Origin of the sequence: Rudaea sp. 3F27F6 (genome assembly GCF_005503555.1) — a bacterium.
Lineage (GTDB): Bacteria > Pseudomonadota > Gammaproteobacteria > Xanthomonadales > Rhodanobacteraceae > Rudaea.
On the sequence record NZ_SCNG01000005.1, the window covers coordinates 365633 to 380212 of the forward strand.

Consider the following 14580-nt stretch of genomic DNA (forward strand, 5'->3'; position numbering starts at 1 on the left):
CGTGCGTTTCAGAGAAAGCGCTCGGACGAGTGAGCTGCGCCGGAAATCGATCCGGCAAGGCGAGGCCGGATTGCCCGGCCCCGCTGGGACGTTCTTGCTTCTACGGGTGACCCGCAATCGTCACGGCGTTACGCGTTGCCAGACCTGGGTTTCGCCGAGCAGGGCGAAGCCGATGAATCCGCGCACTTCGAGTTTCTTGCCGCCGTCGACGAGGCGCATCTTGCACTTGTAGACCTTGCCGTTCTGCGGCTTGAGGCAGGTGCCGCCTTCCCAGGTGTCGTCGCCGCTCTTCTTGAAGTTCTGCAGGATGGTCATGCCGAGCACCGGCTTGTTGTGGAACTCGCCTTCGCAGAGTTCGCAGACTGGATTCGGGCCCTTTTCCGAAATCATGATCTCGGTGACCTTGCCGCTGAGGATGCCGCCGTTCTCGGAAATCTCGACATGCGACTTCGGCTTGTTGTCTTCGGTGAACGTGGTCCAGCTGCCGACCGGCGTGGTGTCGGCGGCGAAGGCCGGGGCGGCGCAGAACGCGGCGAAAGCGGCGAAGAGAAAAGTGTACGAACGCATGACGACTCCCTGGTTGTGGTGGTTTTTGTTGTGCGCGGATCGGAAACCGATGCGGCGCGGGTCAATACGGTCCCGCACAGTTGGTTACAATTGGCGATCCTATCCAAAGTCTCGCAGTACATCCATGACGCAAAGCATCAAGGAATCGGCCGAGCGCCTCGCCGGCGCCGTGGTCGATCCGCATACGGGCAGGACGCTCGCCGAAAGCGGCGCGCTGAAAGGCGTCGGCGCCGACGGCGACAAGGTCGCGGTCGACATCGTCCTCGGTTACCCGGCGAAGCAATGGGAAGGCGCGCTGGCGCAGCAGGTGCGCAGCGCGCTGCAGGCCGATCCGCAGATCGGTCAGGTGACCGTCGGCATCGCCTCGCGCGTGCATGCGCACAAAGTGCAGAACGACCTGACCCCGCTGCCGAACGTGAAGAACGTTATCGCCGTCGCCTCAGGCAAAGGCGGCGTCGGCAAGTCGACCACGGCGGCGAATCTCGCCCTCGCGCTCGCCGCCGAAGGCGCCAAGGTCGGCCTGCTCGACGCGGACATCTACGGGCCGAGCATCCCGCGCATGATGGGCGTGTCGGGCAAACCCGATTCGAAAGACGGCAAGAGCATCGAGGCGAAGATCGCGCACGGCATCGCCACCATGTCGATCGGTTTCCTGATCGAAGAAGACACGCCGATGATCTGGCGCGGTCCGATGGTGACCCAGGCGCTGACCCAGTTGCTCAACGACACGAACTGGATCGACCTCGACTATCTGGTCATCGACCTGCCGCCCGGTACGGGCGATATCCAGCTGACCCTGTGCCAGAAGGTGCCGGTCTCGGGCGCGCTGATCGTGACGACGCCGCAGGACATCGCCACGCTCGATGCGAAGAAGGCGTTGAAGATGTTCGAGAAAGTCAGCGTGCCGGTGCTCGGTATCGTCGAGAACATGGCCCTGCATATCTGCACGAACTGCGGTCACAGCGAACATATTTTCGGTGCGGGCGGCGGTGCGGCGATGGCCGCGCAATATGGCGTTCCGCTGCTCGGTTCGCTGCCGCTCGACATCCGCATCCGCGAACAGGCCGACGGTGGCGTGCCGACGGTTGCGGCGGAACCGAACGGCGCGCTCGCGCAGAGCTATGCCGAGATCGCACGCAAGACCGCCGCCCAGCTCAGCCTGCGCGCGCGCAGCAAGGCGGCCGGTTTTCCGAAGATCGTCATCCAGAACACCTGACAACACATCCGACAGGAAACAACGTGATCATTCATCCCAAGGTCCGCGGCTTCATCTGCACCACGGCGCATCCGCTCGGCTGCGAGAAGAACGTGCTCGAACAGATCGGCGTCACCGAGAAGGCCGGGCTTGGCGCACCGGCGCGCGCGCCGAAGCGCGTGCTCGTCATCGGCGCGTCGACCGGCTACGGGCTCGCTTCACGCATCACCGCGGCGTTCGGTTACGGTGCGGCGACGCTCGGCGTGTTCTTCGAGAAACCGTCGAGCGAAGTGAAGCCCGGCACCGCCGGCTGGTACAACTCGGCCGCGTTCGACAAGTTGGCCAAGCAGGCCGGTCTATACAGCCGCTCGATCAACGGCGATGCGTTCTCGGACGAGACGCGAGCGCGCGCCATCGAGATCATCGAGAACGAAATGGGCGGCAAGATCGATCTCGTCGTCTATTCGCTCGCCTCGCCGGTGCGCAAGCTGCCTGAGACCGGCGAAGTGGTGCGCTCGGCGCTGAAGACCATCGGCGCGCCGTTCACCGCGCTCTCAGTCGACACCAATCGCGACACGGTCGTGCAGGCCACCGTCGAGCCGGCGACCGAGCAGGAAATTGCCGACACGGTGAAAGTGATGGGCGGCGAGGACTGGGCGCTGTGGATCGACGCGCTGAGCCGCGCCGGCGTGCTTGCCGACGGTGCGCAGACGATCGCCTACAGCTACGTCGGCACCGAAATCACCTGGCCGATCTACTGGCACGGCGCGCTCGGCCGGGCCAAGCAGCATCTCGACGACACCGCGCGCGAACTGCGCGGGCGCCATGCCGCGCAGCATCTCGGCGCCTACGTCGGCGTGATGAAGTCCGTGGTGACCCAGGCGAGCGCGGCGATTCCGATCCTGCCGCTGTATATCGCGATGGCGTTTCGCGTCATGAAAGAGAAGGGCCTGCACGAAGGTCCGATCGAGCAGGCCAACCGCCTGTTCCGCGACGCGCTCTATCGCATCGATGGGCAGGCGCCGCAAACCGACGGCGAGGGCCGCTTGCGCCTCGACGATTGGGAAATGCGCGACGACGTGCAGCAGGCCTGCAAGGCACTGTGGCCGACGGTGACGACCGAGAATCTGCGTCAGGTCACCGACTACGACGGTTACAAGCGCGACTTCCTGCGCCTGTTCGGCTTCGCCCGCGACGACGTCGACTACGACGCCGACATCGGCCCCGACGTGCGTTTCGACGTCGTCGAAATCTGAGTCAACGCCGCGCGGCCGACCTGCCGCGCGGCGATTTCGCCCGCGGCGCCGCGGCGCCGAGATCCGCCAGGTACAGCGCGAGCATGCGCACGCATTCCTTGTCGAGTGCGTCGATCGCGGCAGGTTCGCTGCGCGCGCTCAATTCCGTCGCCGCTTTCATCTGTTGCAGTACGGCGATCGCCGCGGTGGTCGCCTGCGCGGGCGCCAGCGCGGGTGCGATCGCGTGCAGGATGCGCTGCAAGCGCGCGAGCACGGCCGTGCGGAATTCCGCGCCGCGCGCGGCCTTTTCATGGCGCAGGGCGTCGAGCAGCGACAAAATCGCGGCGCGCTCGGTCTTCAGATCGACGAACACGCGCAACAATGATCGCGCCAGCGCTTCGACGGCGAGCAAGGCCGAAGCGGCCTCGATGCGCTCGAGCGCGGCGACGGTCAGTTCGAGATAGCGCAGCATCAGCGCATCGGCGATCAGTTCCTTGTTCGGAAAGAACTGATACAGCGAACCGATCGGCGCGCCGGCGCGCGCCGCGATCTCGGTCATCGTCGCCGCGGCATAACCTTTTTCCGCAAACACCGCGATCGCCGCCTCGATGAGCGCGGCGACGCGTTCCTTGCCGCGCTGGCGTTGCGGGGTGCGCGCGGCAGGCGAAATCTTCTTCGTTGACATTTGTGAGGATTTCCTCATATATTTTGCGAGGACATCCTCATGTTCTCACCTCTGGGCGCGACCGCGCAACACGGTCGGCCTGCCGACTTTCGGAGCATCCTTATGATCGAACTCGATTCCGCCAGCACCGCTCTCGTCCTCGTCGATTTGCAGAAGGGCATCCTCGCCATGCCGACCGAGCCGCACGGCGGCGAACTCGTGTTTGCCGCGGGCGCCGCGCTTTCGGCGCGCTTCCGCGCGGCCGGCGCGCCGGTCGTGCGCGTGCGCGTCGATCTCGGGCCGAATTTCGCCGACGCCCCGTCCAGCCTCGTCGATCAGCCGACGCCGCGGCCGCCGGGCGGATTGCCGGCCGACTTCGCCGAGTTTCCCGACGATCCCGCGGCGCACGGCGATCTGATCGTCACCAAGCACAGCTGGGGCGCTTTCCACGGCACCGACCTCGATCTGCGCCTGCGCCGCCGCGGCGTGCGCACGATCGTGCTCGGCGGCATCTCGACCAATGTCGGCGTCGAATCGACCGCGCGCAGCGCCTTCGATCTCGGCTACGACGTCGTGGTCGTCGAGGACGCCTGCAGCGGACGCTCGGCGGAGATGCACGCGTTTGCGTTCAAGTACATTTTCCCGCGACTCGCGCGTGTTGCGGTCGGCGCGGACTTGCATTTCGGCCGCGCACGCTGAGGCGATCGGCCATGCTCGCGAGACTGTCCAAACCGGCGCAGTGGGGGCTGCTCGCGATCTTGTCGGCGGCCATCGCCGGCGGTCTGTTCGCTCTGCATCTGCCCGGCGCGCTACTGCTCGGCCCGATGTTCGCCGGCATTGCATTCGGCACACACGGTGCCGAAGTGCGCGTGCCGGCAAAGGCTTATATCGGCGCGCAAGCGATTGTCGGCTGCCTGATCGCAAACATGATCACGCCGGCGATCGCGCAGACCTTTCTCGCGCATTGGCCGCTGTTCGTCGGCACGATTGCGGCGACGCTCGTCGCCAGCATCGCCCTCGGCGCAGGATTGAGCCGGGTCGCGCGCACCTTGCCCGGCACCACGGCGATCTGGGGCGTAACGCCCGGCGCGGCTATGGCCATGGTGCTGATGGCCGAGTCGTTCGGCGCCGACGCGCGGCTCGTCGCTTTCATGCAGTATCTGCGCGTCATCTGCGTCGCCCTGGTCGCCGCGGCAGTCGCGCATTTCTGGCTGCACCTGCAGGACGTTGCCCCGGTGCAACCCGTCTGGTTTCCGCCGCTCGACGTGATGGCATTCGCCGGCACTCTGGCCGTTGCTGCGATCGGCGCCGTGGTCGGCGTACGTTCGCGCATCCAGGCCGGCGCCTTGCTCGTGCCGGCGCTCGGCGCGATCGTGCTGCATTTGGGCGGCTGGCTGAAACTCGAACTGCCGCCGTGGCTGCTGACTGCGGTCTATGCGCTGATCGGCTGGAGCATCGGCCTGCGCTTCCGCCGCGATACGCTGCGCTACTCATTGCGCGCATTGTCGCCGATCCTGTTCTCGATCGCGGCGCTGATCGCCGTCTGTGCAGGCCTGTCATGGCTGCTCGTGCAGGCGGCCGGTGTCGACGCGCTGACCGCCTATCTGGCGATGAGCCCGGGCGGCATGGATACGGTGGCGATCATCGCTGCGTCCAGCCACGTCGATCTCGCCTTCGTGATGGCGATGCAGGCGGTGCGCCTGATCGTCGTCATCGCCCTTGGCCCACGCTTGGCGGCGTGGGTTGCGCGGCATATCGGAAAGCAGTCTGCCGCGGCCATACCGGCGCACGACGCCGCCACCCGAGAGGACTCACAATGATCGACTACGTTGCCTGGTTCTTTGCCGGCGCGCTGGCTGCGAACGGCGTGCCGCATTTCGTCGCCGGCGTGTCGGGGCGCGCTTTTCCGACGCCGTTCGCGCGCTTTTACGGACGCACCGAGTCGACGGCCTGGTTCAACGTGATCTGGGCGGCGCTCAATCTGGCCGGTGCTTATGCGCTCATCTGGCACGTGGGCACGTTCGACGGCGGCAACCTCATGCACGCTGGCACGGCCGGCCTCGGTGCCTTGCTCCTCGCGCTCGCCATGGCGGGGTGGTTCGGCAAGGAGTATGGCGGCAATCGCCCCGGCTCCCGATCCTGAGCCGTGCGGCGAGTCCGTCGCCGCTGCGCGAATCAGGCGGCGGCGCGCAGGTTGAGTTCGCTGGTGCGGTCGAACACGTGAAGTTTGTCGAGATCCACCGCGAGGCGCACATGTTCACCGGGACGCAGGCGCAAGTGGCCGCCGACGCGCGCGACGAGGCGCTCGCTGGCGCCGATCGAGACATTCAGTATCGTCTCCGCGCCGAGCGGCTCGACGACCTCGGCGATGCCGTCGAGGCAGGCGTGTCCGGGCTGTGCGTCTGCTGCGGCGAGGTGCAGTGCCTCCGGCCGGATGCCGAGCCAGACCGGCTGGGCGTCGGCGAGGGCGAACCGCGCGTGCAGCGCGTTCGGCAAGGGGACGGTGAAGCCGGCGCCGGACAGCGTCCCCGATTGCCAGCGCGCTTCGACGAAACCCATCGCCGGCGAGCCGATGAAGCCGCCGACGAACTTGTTGAGCGGACGTTCGTAGAGTTCGATCGGCGCGGCGATCTGCTGGATCTCGCCGTCCTTCATCACCACGATGCGGTCGCCCATGGTCATCGCCTCGACCTGATCGTGGGTGACGTAAATCGTCGTCACGCCGAGGCGCCGGTGCAAGCGCGAGATCGAGGCGCGCATTTCGCCGCGCAGCTTGGCGTCGAGATTCGACAGCGGCTCATCCATCAGGAACACCTTCGGCTCGCGCACGATCGCGCGGCCGAGCGCGACGCGCTGGCGCTGGCCACCCGACAGGGCCGCGGGCTTGCGTTCGAGCAATTCGTCGAGCTGCAGCATCTGCGCGGCGTCGAGCACGCGCCGGGCGATCTCGGCCTTGGGCCGGCCGGCGAGCTTGAGCGCGAAACCCATGTTTTCGCGCACGGTCATATGCGGATAGAGCGCGTAGTTCTGGAACACCATGGCGATGTCGCGCTCTTTCGGCGGCAGCAGGTTGACCGCGCGGCCGTCGATTTCGAGCGTGCCCGAGGAAATTTCCTCGAGCCCGGCGATCATGCGCAGCGTGGTCGACTTGCCGCAGCCCGAGGGGCCGACGAAGACGACGAATTCGCCGTCGCCGACGTCGAGGTTGAAGTCTTTCACCGCGGCATGCCCGTCGGCATAACGCTTGCTGATATTGCGCAGGTTGACGGCGGCCATGACGCTGTTCCGGACACGAGACGGGCGACTGCGAGGGTACGCTACCTTGCGGATTCCGACCAAGCCCTACTGTCCGGGCCCGGCTGCGCGTATCATGACGCTCCTTTGCGTCAGGACCGGAGTGTCGGTGAGCATCAAGAGTGATCGTTGGATCCGCCGCATGGCGGATAAGCACGGCATGATCGAACCGTTCGAAGCGGGGCAGGTGAGGGTCAACGCTTCCGGCGGCAAGCTGATTTCCTACGGTACGTCGAGTTACGGTTACGACGTGCGCTGTGCCGACGAGTTCAAAATCTTTACCAATATTAATTCGACCATCGTCGACCCCAAGCATTTCGATTCGCGCAGCTTCGTCGACGTGAAGGCGCCCGAGTGCATCATCCCGCCGAATTCCTTCGCTTTGGCGCGTACGGTCGAGTATTTCCGCATACCGCGCAACGTGCTGACCGTCTGCCTCGGCAAGAGCACCTACGCGCGCTGCGGCATCATCGTCAACGTCACCCCGCTCGAACCCGAGTGGGAAGGCCATGTGACCCTGGAGTTTTCCAACACGACGCCGCTGCCGGCGCGCATCTACGCCAACGAAGGCGTCGCGCAGATGCTGTTCTTCGAATCGGACGAGGTTTGTGAGGTAAGCTATGCGGACCGCGGCGGCAAGTATCAGGGTCAGCGCGGGGTCACCCTGCCGCAGGCATGATTCCGACAGACTGCAGCCATCCGCATCCGTCACCGTCGAGTCCTGATCCCACGAATTCGAGGCACGCAACAGACATGCAAAAGCTCAATTTGGCCCAAGGTTTCAAACTCGTCCTGCTCGCACTGCTGCTTGCCGCGTTGGCGGCCTGCGGACGCGACAACATCAAAGAAGGCACGTCCGACGCGGCCACGTCGCCGAACCAGTACGACCTCGTCGTACGCGCGGACAAGGACGGCCAGTTCGATCTCGACAATGCCACCGTCGACACGCAAACGCTGCGCGACCATATCCGCTACCGCAACGAGAACGGCCAGCCCGTCCACTCGATCCTGCTCAAGCCCGGCGAGAAGCAGAAGGTCACCAATGCGCAGGTCGCCGGCCTTGCCGGCATCTCGCGCGACCTGAAGATCGAAAGCTACGTGCTCGACAACGACGGCAAGCTCAAAGTCATCCAGATTGCCGACGACGGCAAGAAATAACGCTCACTATTCGGGAGAGATCCACATGCACATGCGTCGCACCATCACCGTCCTCGCCGCCGCGCTCAGCTTGGCTTTCGCCGGCGCGAGCATCGCGCGCGACATCGAAGACGGCAGGCTGATCATCAAGATCACCAAGGACGGCAAGTACCAGGTCGGTGACGCGGTCACCGTGGACAAGGTCGGCATGTACGGCGCGGTCGGCGGCTTCTATCAGGAAGGTCTGGACAAGAACAAGCCGCTCAGAGGCATTCTCGTGAAGAAAGCCGAGAAGGCCAACGACGAGCAGAAGCACATGATCTACGTCACCGGCAAGCGGATGTCGCTGCCGGTCTATCTCGATGTCGACGGCAAGGAGCAGGTCTACACCGAGCCGGAACCCGCGCCGGCGGCTCCGGCCGCCCCCGCGGCGGCACCGGCTGCCGAAGCGGCTCCTGTTCCGGCCGCTGCGCCGGCACCGGCACCGCAGGCCGATCCGAACAAGCACTAAAGCTTTCCACGCTTTTGAATTGCAAACAGCGCCTCTTCGGCGCTGTTTGTTTTTCGGCAAGCCTTACGGAGTTGGGTGCGGGTCGGGGACGTTGATGACCTCCGGATCGCAGATTAAGTACTCGTTGGTCCTCTTGTTTTGCAGGACGAGGCCGAACGTGAACAGGGTATTTTCGCTGTTCGTGTTGGTGGCCCATGCGGAACGGCCGTTCGTCTCAGGATCGATCATGACCTGATACCCCGTGTCGCCGGAGACGCCATTGGTGATGATGATGTCTTCGTGTGTTTCGTCCGACAGGGTGAAGGTCATCTGGAACGCTCCCTTCTTACCGATGATGTGAATCGGGTGCTGGGAGAAAGCATAGAAGTATTTCCCATCTCCGGTATTGCCGCCGAATCCCACGCGGGCGACGGTCAGTACATATTCCATCCCTGGGCTCGGCTTAGTGGGCTTATTGATCGTTTTGCTTTCTTTCATTGCTGGTCTCCGAGTGGAAAAAGCGAAGCAGTTTCAGATAGGCGGGATGACGGTAGCCCAGGCTGTCGAGCCTATCGACGATAGCCAAGGCTTCACTTTTACGCCCGGCCAAAAAATAGGCGGCCGCTTGCAGATTCAGAACGCCGATTTCGGTCTGAGTATTTGTCGGGCTTGGCAGCGACAGTATTTTTAAAACCTCGTCTGCGTCGGCCGCAGCATTACCGGTATTTTTCTCGTAGGAATCCAGGGCGCGCGCGATCAGCAGATCGGCGAGCGTCTTCCTCGCCGAGGCATCCGCCGGCGACTTGTCGACAAGCGCGCGTATCGCACTGATCTCTTCCGCCAGCACGGACCCCGCCACTGGGCCGATATCAGTGCGCTGACGAATCCATATGGCGAACGAATGCAAGAGCAGAAATTTGCTCGAAGAAGGGGTGCGCCGAATCATCTCGTCGCAGGCGTCGGCGTTCTTCGTGATCAGTTCTTTCGCAGGACCGACGTGTCCACGCAAGTATTCGATCCAACCGAGATAAAGGCCGGCGGTGATGCCATCGTGACGCCAGGAAAGATTCTTGAGATCGACCTGTTGTAGCGACTGCAGCTCTTCGTAGGCAGCCCGGTATTGATCGGCTGACGAATCCACTTCACCCAAACTCAGCGCACTGAGCGCGACATGCATTCGCGCGATTGCTTCGCGATATCTCAAAGGCTGGTCGTCTGGATTTTTCTTCCGCGCTTCGACCAGCGCATCGACGGCCGAAGCGTGCTGCCGCTCAGCGTCGGCTAGCATTCCCTGAGCTTCGTCCACGCTGCCGAGCCAGGTCAACGTATTGGCGGTCTGGACCAGAATGTCGGTATTGTCGGGGTCAAGCTTATGTGCGCGCCGCTTGAGTTCCAGTGATGCGTGAAAACCCTTCTGAGCATCATCGTAATGGCTGCGGCGATAGTCCAGCGTTGCCAGGTTGGTATGCGCGTAGGAAAGCTCGATCACGGACTTCGGATCGTCCGGCTTGAGGTCGACTTGTTTCTGTGCGGCCTGGAGATAGCGGTTCCAGTTTGCTGTGGCCTCTTCGTAGTCGGACTTGCTGTAAGCAAGCTGCCCGAGCCAGAACACCGCATTACCGTAATCGAACCAGGCGTCCGTATTGTTCGGGTACTCCGTCGTGAGCGATTGCGACAACGCGGCGGCGCGCTCGAACGATTCGGCGGCGCCCTTGATGTCGCCGCGCGCGAGGCGGATTTCGCCGATCTGGCGCAGCGCGCGCTCGCGCATCAGATTCACCGGCAGGTTCGAGGATTCGGGCGGCACCGACGCGAGATACTTCATCGCTTCGTTGCCGACGCTGTCGAGCACGTCGAGCTTACCGAGCGGGCGCAGGCTGTCGGTGAGTTTGCCGAGCATGAAGCCGACCAGGGACTCGGCCTGGCTGCGCTGCTCGACGGCAGCGCGGCGCTGGATCATCGCGACGATGCCGGCGACGCCCGCGACGACGCCGAGAACGACGATGGCGCCGAGCGCCGCCGCACGCGCGCCATGCTGCCTGCGCGCGCGTCGGCGCGACGCGTCGATAAAGCGGCGCTGTTCGGGCGACAACGACAGCGCGGAGCCGGATGCAAGACGCGAGGCGTCGTCGAGCTGGCTGCCGGCCGGCAGAAGGAAATCCTGGCGTTCGCCTTCGCTGCTCCAGCGGCGCTGCGCTTGCGCCACGCGGGCGCGCACGAGCAGCAGGCGCTGGTTCTCGGTGATCCACTGCTGGATGCGCGGCCATTGGTTGAATAGCGATTCGTGCGCCACGGCGAACGCGGGCGCATCGCCGAGCAGCACGCTGGTGAAGAGACGCTGGTCGACGAGGCCGCGAACGAGCGCCTGCGTATCGGCGTCGTCGATCTGCGACCACAGCACCGGCTGGCCGACCGGGGAGCGGTCGTCCTCCTCGATCGAAACCATTCTGCGCAGAAGTTCGGGCAGATGGCGCTGCGAGGCGTCGGTGAGCTGGGCGAAAGCCTGTTCGGCATGACGCGCGAGCGAGCCGGCGAGGCCGCCGACCTCGTGGTACGCGGCGAGAGTCAGCATCCCGGTTGCCGTGCGCTTCTCGTAGAGCACCGACAAAGTGTGCTGGAGCAAGGGCAGGGACTGCGGATGCTGCGCAGCGGCGTCGCGCAGAATGTCGTCGAGGCGCAGGCCGGTTTCGCGGTCCTGCTCGAAACTCAGGCCGGCCGCCTGCGCCGGAACGCGGATGATCTGCGCAACTTCGCCCGACGAAAGAGGCGCCAAGTCGAACTGGCCGTCTTCGGCTTTCAAGTTCACGAGCGCCGGCACGCGCACCAGATTCGGATAGAAGTCGTTGCGGCACGCGGCCAGTGCGGCGACGTGGCCGGTTGCCAGCAAGTTGGCCAGGCAGCCGAACAAGGTGCCGAGCGCAGCGACGGCGTCGTCCTTCTGCGCGAAGGTCCGCTCCATCTGATCGAGCACGAGCAGCAGGACCGGCCGGCGCTGTTCGGCGGCCTGGAAATCCGCGCGGCGCAGCAGGCGATCGTCGAGGCTGGCGAACAGGGTGGGCGGATCTTGCAACAGCGAAGTGGCGATCCACTCTCTTTCCGTTTCGTGGAACAACGGTTCGCCGCCGATGCGCCACTGCAGCATCGCTTCGGCCAGCGCGGCGAAAGGGTCGGCCGCGACATGGGTCGGTTCGATGCGCGCCACGGCGAGCGCCTGGGTGCCGTCGAAGCCGTGCGCCTGAGTCAAAAGCGGAACGACGCCGGCTTGCAGCAGCGAGGTCTTGCCAGAACCGCTCGGGCCCAAGATCAGCACGAAGCCGCGGTTCTCGGCGAGGCGCGATTGCAGGCGCGACAGCACGGCCGCCTGCGCCTGGCTGCGGCCATAGAAAACCGCACGACGGTCGGCGTCGAACGCGGCGAGGCCGGGATAAGGATTGCCTTCGGTCCACGTCGCGATGTGCGTCGGCGCCGCGGCATAGTCGTCCATGAACGTCACCGGCGCGGTGACGCGATAGCCGCGTTTGCGGATGGTGGCGATGTAGCGCGGCTGGGTCGCGCTGTCGCCGAGGATGCGGCGTAACTGGGCGATGCTCTTGTGCACCGGGTTGTCGCCGTAGAACGAGCCGCGCCAGAGCGCGATCAGCAATTCTTCGGCGCTGACCACCTCGCCGGCGCGCTCGCAGAGGAACACGAGCACGTCCATCAGTTTGGGTTCGATGGATTGACTCGCGCCGGCGCCGTCGATGCGGCACTCCTGCGGAGCGATCAGCCATTCGCCCAAACGGAAACGGGAAGGCTTCGCCGCAGCGTTCATCGCAAGTCCCCGTGATTCCCCTGTTCCAGACTTCGAATGCTGTGGGGTTTTGCGATAAAACTCAATAGATTGCCAATCGTAAGGTTTCCGGAAGGTCGAATTGGCAATAAACAGGAATAACGCACTGACCGCGCGACGACTGGCCGATGGCCTGCCGGCGGCGCGCCAAGGGGATTGGCGAGCCAATCCGTAATCAGCAATGTCAGTGAGATTGCCATGACTACGATCGATCACATTTCCACGGATTCGTTTTCGTTAAATCAATCACAAAAAAATTCGGTTTTCGAATTAGCCGGCGCGCCTAATGTCGAGGCAAGTCTGCTGCTGGAAACCGTCTTCGATGCGGCATGCCGTTGGGTCGAACGCAATTACCAGGACCCGACGCTCGACCCCGCCCAGATCGCGCGCAACCTGCGCTGCTCGCGCGCCACGCTGTACCGGGCCTTCCAGGCGCGCGGGCTGACGGTGTCCGGCTTTATCCGCCAAGTGCGTCTCGAACAGGTCTGCGCGCGGTTTTCCGTTGCGGCGCCGCGCGTTCCGATCAGTTCGATCGCGCTCGAGTGCGGGTTCGAATGCTTGCGTCATTTCAATCGCAGCTTCAAGGCGGCGTTCGGCAGCACGGCCGGCCAACTGCGCACGATGCTGTTCGTGCGTGAAGCGGGCTTGAGCGGCGCGAGTTTCGGCTAGAGCAAGGCGGCCGTAGAAACCGAAGCGACTGCGACGCGGCGTCGCTTCGGCCGGTCGAGGATCGAGCAAGGTCGGCACGCCGTCGGGCTCCGCGCCTGAAACGCTGTGGACCCTGCTTTCGACGGGATTTCCTATCGGCCTGGCATTGCGGACGCAAGTCACATTCGAAGCCGCGTTCGGAGCGGCGCAGACATGCGAATTGACTTCGGTTCTCTTCTCGCTCGCCATGCTGCTTTCCCGATGATCGATGGGCGAATCGCCGGGCTCGTGACGGCAGGCGACGGATTGCCGAAGGCATGGGCCGATCTCCGTAATCCGGTTGCCTTCCTGCGCGCCAGGATTATGCGAACGCGGCGCCACGCCGGACATGGCGAGAAGTCTCAATTGAGGACGCAGCGTTTCCCGTCATCGAAGGTGTTTTCGAATCCGCGCCAGAAATTTTTCTTTGCAGAGTTTCGGTGACGCCGTCGTGGTTTTGAGATTCGGTGTCCGCAATTGAGACGTTCGGCCATCGTCAATGGATTGGGCAAAAGCGAAAGTGCTCGGGTCGGAGTGAATCGCTCCGTTCCTTCATGGAGATCTCATGAGCACCACGAGCCGCCCGATCGTCATTTACGGTAACGGTCTTTTTCAGGACGGTTATCCGAGCCCGCCGGTGCCTTACGAGACGCAGATTCAGCAGCTGAATAAAGGTGTCACCAGCGTACTGCTCTGGTCCATACATATTCACGAAGGCGGCGATTTTTATCTCAACGATTCGCCCTTCGTCATCGACGGCAATGTCGTCTACAGCACCAATCCGAGTAAGGGCATCAATCCAGATTTCCCGAAATTGGTGTCTGCGCTATTGCACGGCGGCAGCGTTCGCGAATTGCTGATTTCGGTCGGTGCCTGGGGCACGACCAGCGATTTCTACAATTGGTACGCGGCGCGCAACGCGGTGAAGAAAAACCTGGCGATGCTGAAGTCCACGTTCGGCATTACCGGCGTCGATTTCGACTACGAAGGCGATTACTCGCAGGACGATGGCAACAAGATCGTCGATCTGACCTTGGACGTGGCCGCACGCGGTCTGTTCGCCACGTACTGCCCCTACACGGCGGCGGACTGGTGGGTCGATTGCCTGCAGAAAGTCTACAAAAAGAACAACCGGATGCAGCCGGTGCGCTGGTTCAATCTGCAATGTTATGCGGGCGGCTCGGGCAACCAGCCGCAGGACTGGGCACAAGCCGTCGCCATGGCCGGCGAGACGGGCGTGACCGATCCGAAGGCGTTCATCGTGCCGGGCTTTGCGGTGTTTCCGGACGGTCTGACGCCCGCGCAGATCCAAAGCACGTTTTCAGGTTTGAAGAACAGCGGTATCGCCGGCGGCTTCCTGTGGAACAGCGGGGCCATCTGGCAGGGGGAATCCACCAATCCAAGCTACACGCCGGGCGCCTACGCCACGGCGATCGACAAAGGCCTCGGCTGAGAAATCGTCGGCAAGAACCGGATACAGAA

Annotated in this window: 16 protein-coding genes; 11 read left to right on the forward strand and 5 right to left on the reverse strand. The window is 63.9% G+C overall.

Features of this window, described 5'->3' with window-relative positions:
• Nucleotides 1–120: 120 nt before the first annotated feature.
• The gene (locus FFS30_RS19290; protein WP_137914818.1) at nucleotides 121–567 is read right to left on the reverse strand and encodes a DUF2147 domain-containing protein; all 447 of its coding nucleotides are present in this window, start codon (nucleotides 565–567) and stop codon (nucleotides 121–123) included.
• Nucleotides 568–691: 124 nt separating this feature from the next.
• Here FFS30_RS19290 and apbC point away from each other — a divergent pair, with 124 nt between their 5' ends.
• Both apbC and fabV read left to right on the forward strand, forming a co-directional pair.
• Complete coding sequence (gene apbC / locus FFS30_RS19295) at nucleotides 692–1783, forward strand: iron-sulfur cluster carrier protein ApbC (protein ID WP_137914819.1); 1092 nt, start codon at nucleotides 692–694, stop codon at nucleotides 1781–1783.
• A gap of 23 nt (nucleotides 1784–1806) precedes the next feature.
• A complete protein-coding gene (gene fabV / locus FFS30_RS19300) occupies nucleotides 1807–3018 on the forward strand; it encodes an enoyl-ACP reductase FabV (RefSeq protein ID WP_137914820.1) in 1212 nt (403 codons plus the stop codon).
• Between the two features lies 1 nt (nucleotide 3019).
• Here fabV and FFS30_RS19305 read toward each other — a convergent pair whose 3' ends face one another.
• Nucleotides 3020–3682, reverse strand: coding sequence for a TetR/AcrR family transcriptional regulator (locus tag FFS30_RS19305; protein WP_171014742.1), 663 nt, complete (start codon nucleotides 3680–3682; stop codon nucleotides 3020–3022).
• A gap of 102 nt (nucleotides 3683–3784) precedes the next feature.
• On the opposite strand from FFS30_RS19305, the gene FFS30_RS19310 reads away from it, so the two are divergent.
• The 3 genes from FFS30_RS19310 to FFS30_RS19320 are packed head-to-tail and all read left to right on the forward strand — an operon-like array spanning nucleotide 3785 to nucleotide 5804.
• Complete coding sequence (locus tag FFS30_RS19310; RefSeq protein ID WP_137914822.1) at nucleotides 3785–4360, forward strand: hydrolase; 576 nt, start codon at nucleotides 3785–3787, stop codon at nucleotides 4358–4360.
• Between the two features lie 11 nt (nucleotides 4361–4371).
• Nucleotides 4372–5481 (forward strand): AbrB family transcriptional regulator, encoded by a 1110-nt coding sequence (locus tag FFS30_RS19315; protein WP_137914823.1) that lies wholly within the window; start codon nucleotides 4372–4374, stop codon nucleotides 5479–5481.
• Complete coding sequence (locus tag FFS30_RS19320) at nucleotides 5478–5804, forward strand: hypothetical protein (protein ID WP_137914824.1); 327 nt, start codon at nucleotides 5478–5480, stop codon at nucleotides 5802–5804. The genes FFS30_RS19315 and FFS30_RS19320 overlap by 4 nt, the downstream gene beginning before the upstream one ends.
• A 32-nt stretch (nucleotides 5805–5836) precedes the next feature.
• On the opposite strand, the gene ugpC is transcribed toward FFS30_RS19320, so the two are convergent.
• Nucleotides 5837–6937, reverse strand: coding sequence for a sn-glycerol-3-phosphate ABC transporter ATP-binding protein UgpC (gene ugpC / locus FFS30_RS19325; protein ID WP_137914825.1), 1101 nt, complete (start codon nucleotides 6935–6937; stop codon nucleotides 5837–5839).
• Nucleotides 6938–7064: 127 nt separating this feature from the next.
• On the opposite strand from ugpC, the gene dcd reads away from it, so the two are divergent.
• From dcd to FFS30_RS19340, 3 genes are all read left to right on the forward strand, one after another.
• Nucleotides 7065–7634 (forward strand): dCTP deaminase, encoded by a 570-nt coding sequence (gene dcd / locus FFS30_RS19330; protein ID WP_137914826.1) that lies wholly within the window; start codon nucleotides 7065–7067, stop codon nucleotides 7632–7634.
• 74 nt (nucleotides 7635–7708) lie between these two features.
• On the forward strand, nucleotides 7709–8113 hold the full coding sequence (locus FFS30_RS19335; protein WP_137914827.1) for a hypothetical protein: 405 nt from the start codon (nucleotides 7709–7711) through the stop codon (nucleotides 8111–8113).
• Nucleotides 8114–8138: 25 nt separating this feature from the next.
• Nucleotides 8139–8603 (forward strand): hypothetical protein, encoded by a 465-nt coding sequence (locus tag FFS30_RS19340; RefSeq protein WP_137914828.1) that lies wholly within the window; start codon nucleotides 8139–8141, stop codon nucleotides 8601–8603.
• 63 nt (nucleotides 8604–8666) lie between these two features.
• Here FFS30_RS19340 and FFS30_RS19345 read toward each other — a convergent pair whose 3' ends face one another.
• A complete protein-coding gene (locus tag FFS30_RS19345) occupies nucleotides 8667–9080 on the reverse strand; it encodes a hypothetical protein (protein ID WP_137914829.1) in 414 nt (137 codons plus the stop codon).
• Entirely contained in the window at nucleotides 9055–12393 is a 3339-nt protein-coding gene (locus tag FFS30_RS19350; protein ID WP_137914830.1) for a winged helix-turn-helix domain-containing protein, read from the reverse strand. Before FFS30_RS19350 ends, FFS30_RS19345 begins: the two co-directional genes overlap by 26 nt.
• A 216-nt stretch (nucleotides 12394–12609) precedes the next feature.
• On the opposite strand from FFS30_RS19350, the gene FFS30_RS19355 reads away from it, so the two are divergent.
• From FFS30_RS19355 to FFS30_RS19365, 3 genes are all read left to right on the forward strand, one after another.
• Nucleotides 12610–13080 carry a helix-turn-helix transcriptional regulator gene (locus FFS30_RS19355; protein WP_137914831.1) on the forward strand — a complete coding sequence of 157 codons (471 nt, stop codon included), beginning with the start codon at nucleotides 12610–12612 and terminating at the stop codon, nucleotides 13078–13080.
• Between the two features lie 192 nt (nucleotides 13081–13272).
• On the forward strand, nucleotides 13273–13542 hold the full coding sequence (locus FFS30_RS19360; RefSeq protein ID WP_137914832.1) for a hypothetical protein: 270 nt from the start codon (nucleotides 13273–13275) through the stop codon (nucleotides 13540–13542).
• A 121-nt stretch (nucleotides 13543–13663) separates the two neighbouring features.
• Nucleotides 13664–14551 (forward strand): glycoside hydrolase family 18 protein, encoded by an 888-nt coding sequence (locus FFS30_RS19365; protein ID WP_137914833.1) that lies wholly within the window; start codon nucleotides 13664–13666, stop codon nucleotides 14549–14551.
• Nucleotides 14552–14580 lie beyond the last annotated feature (29 nt).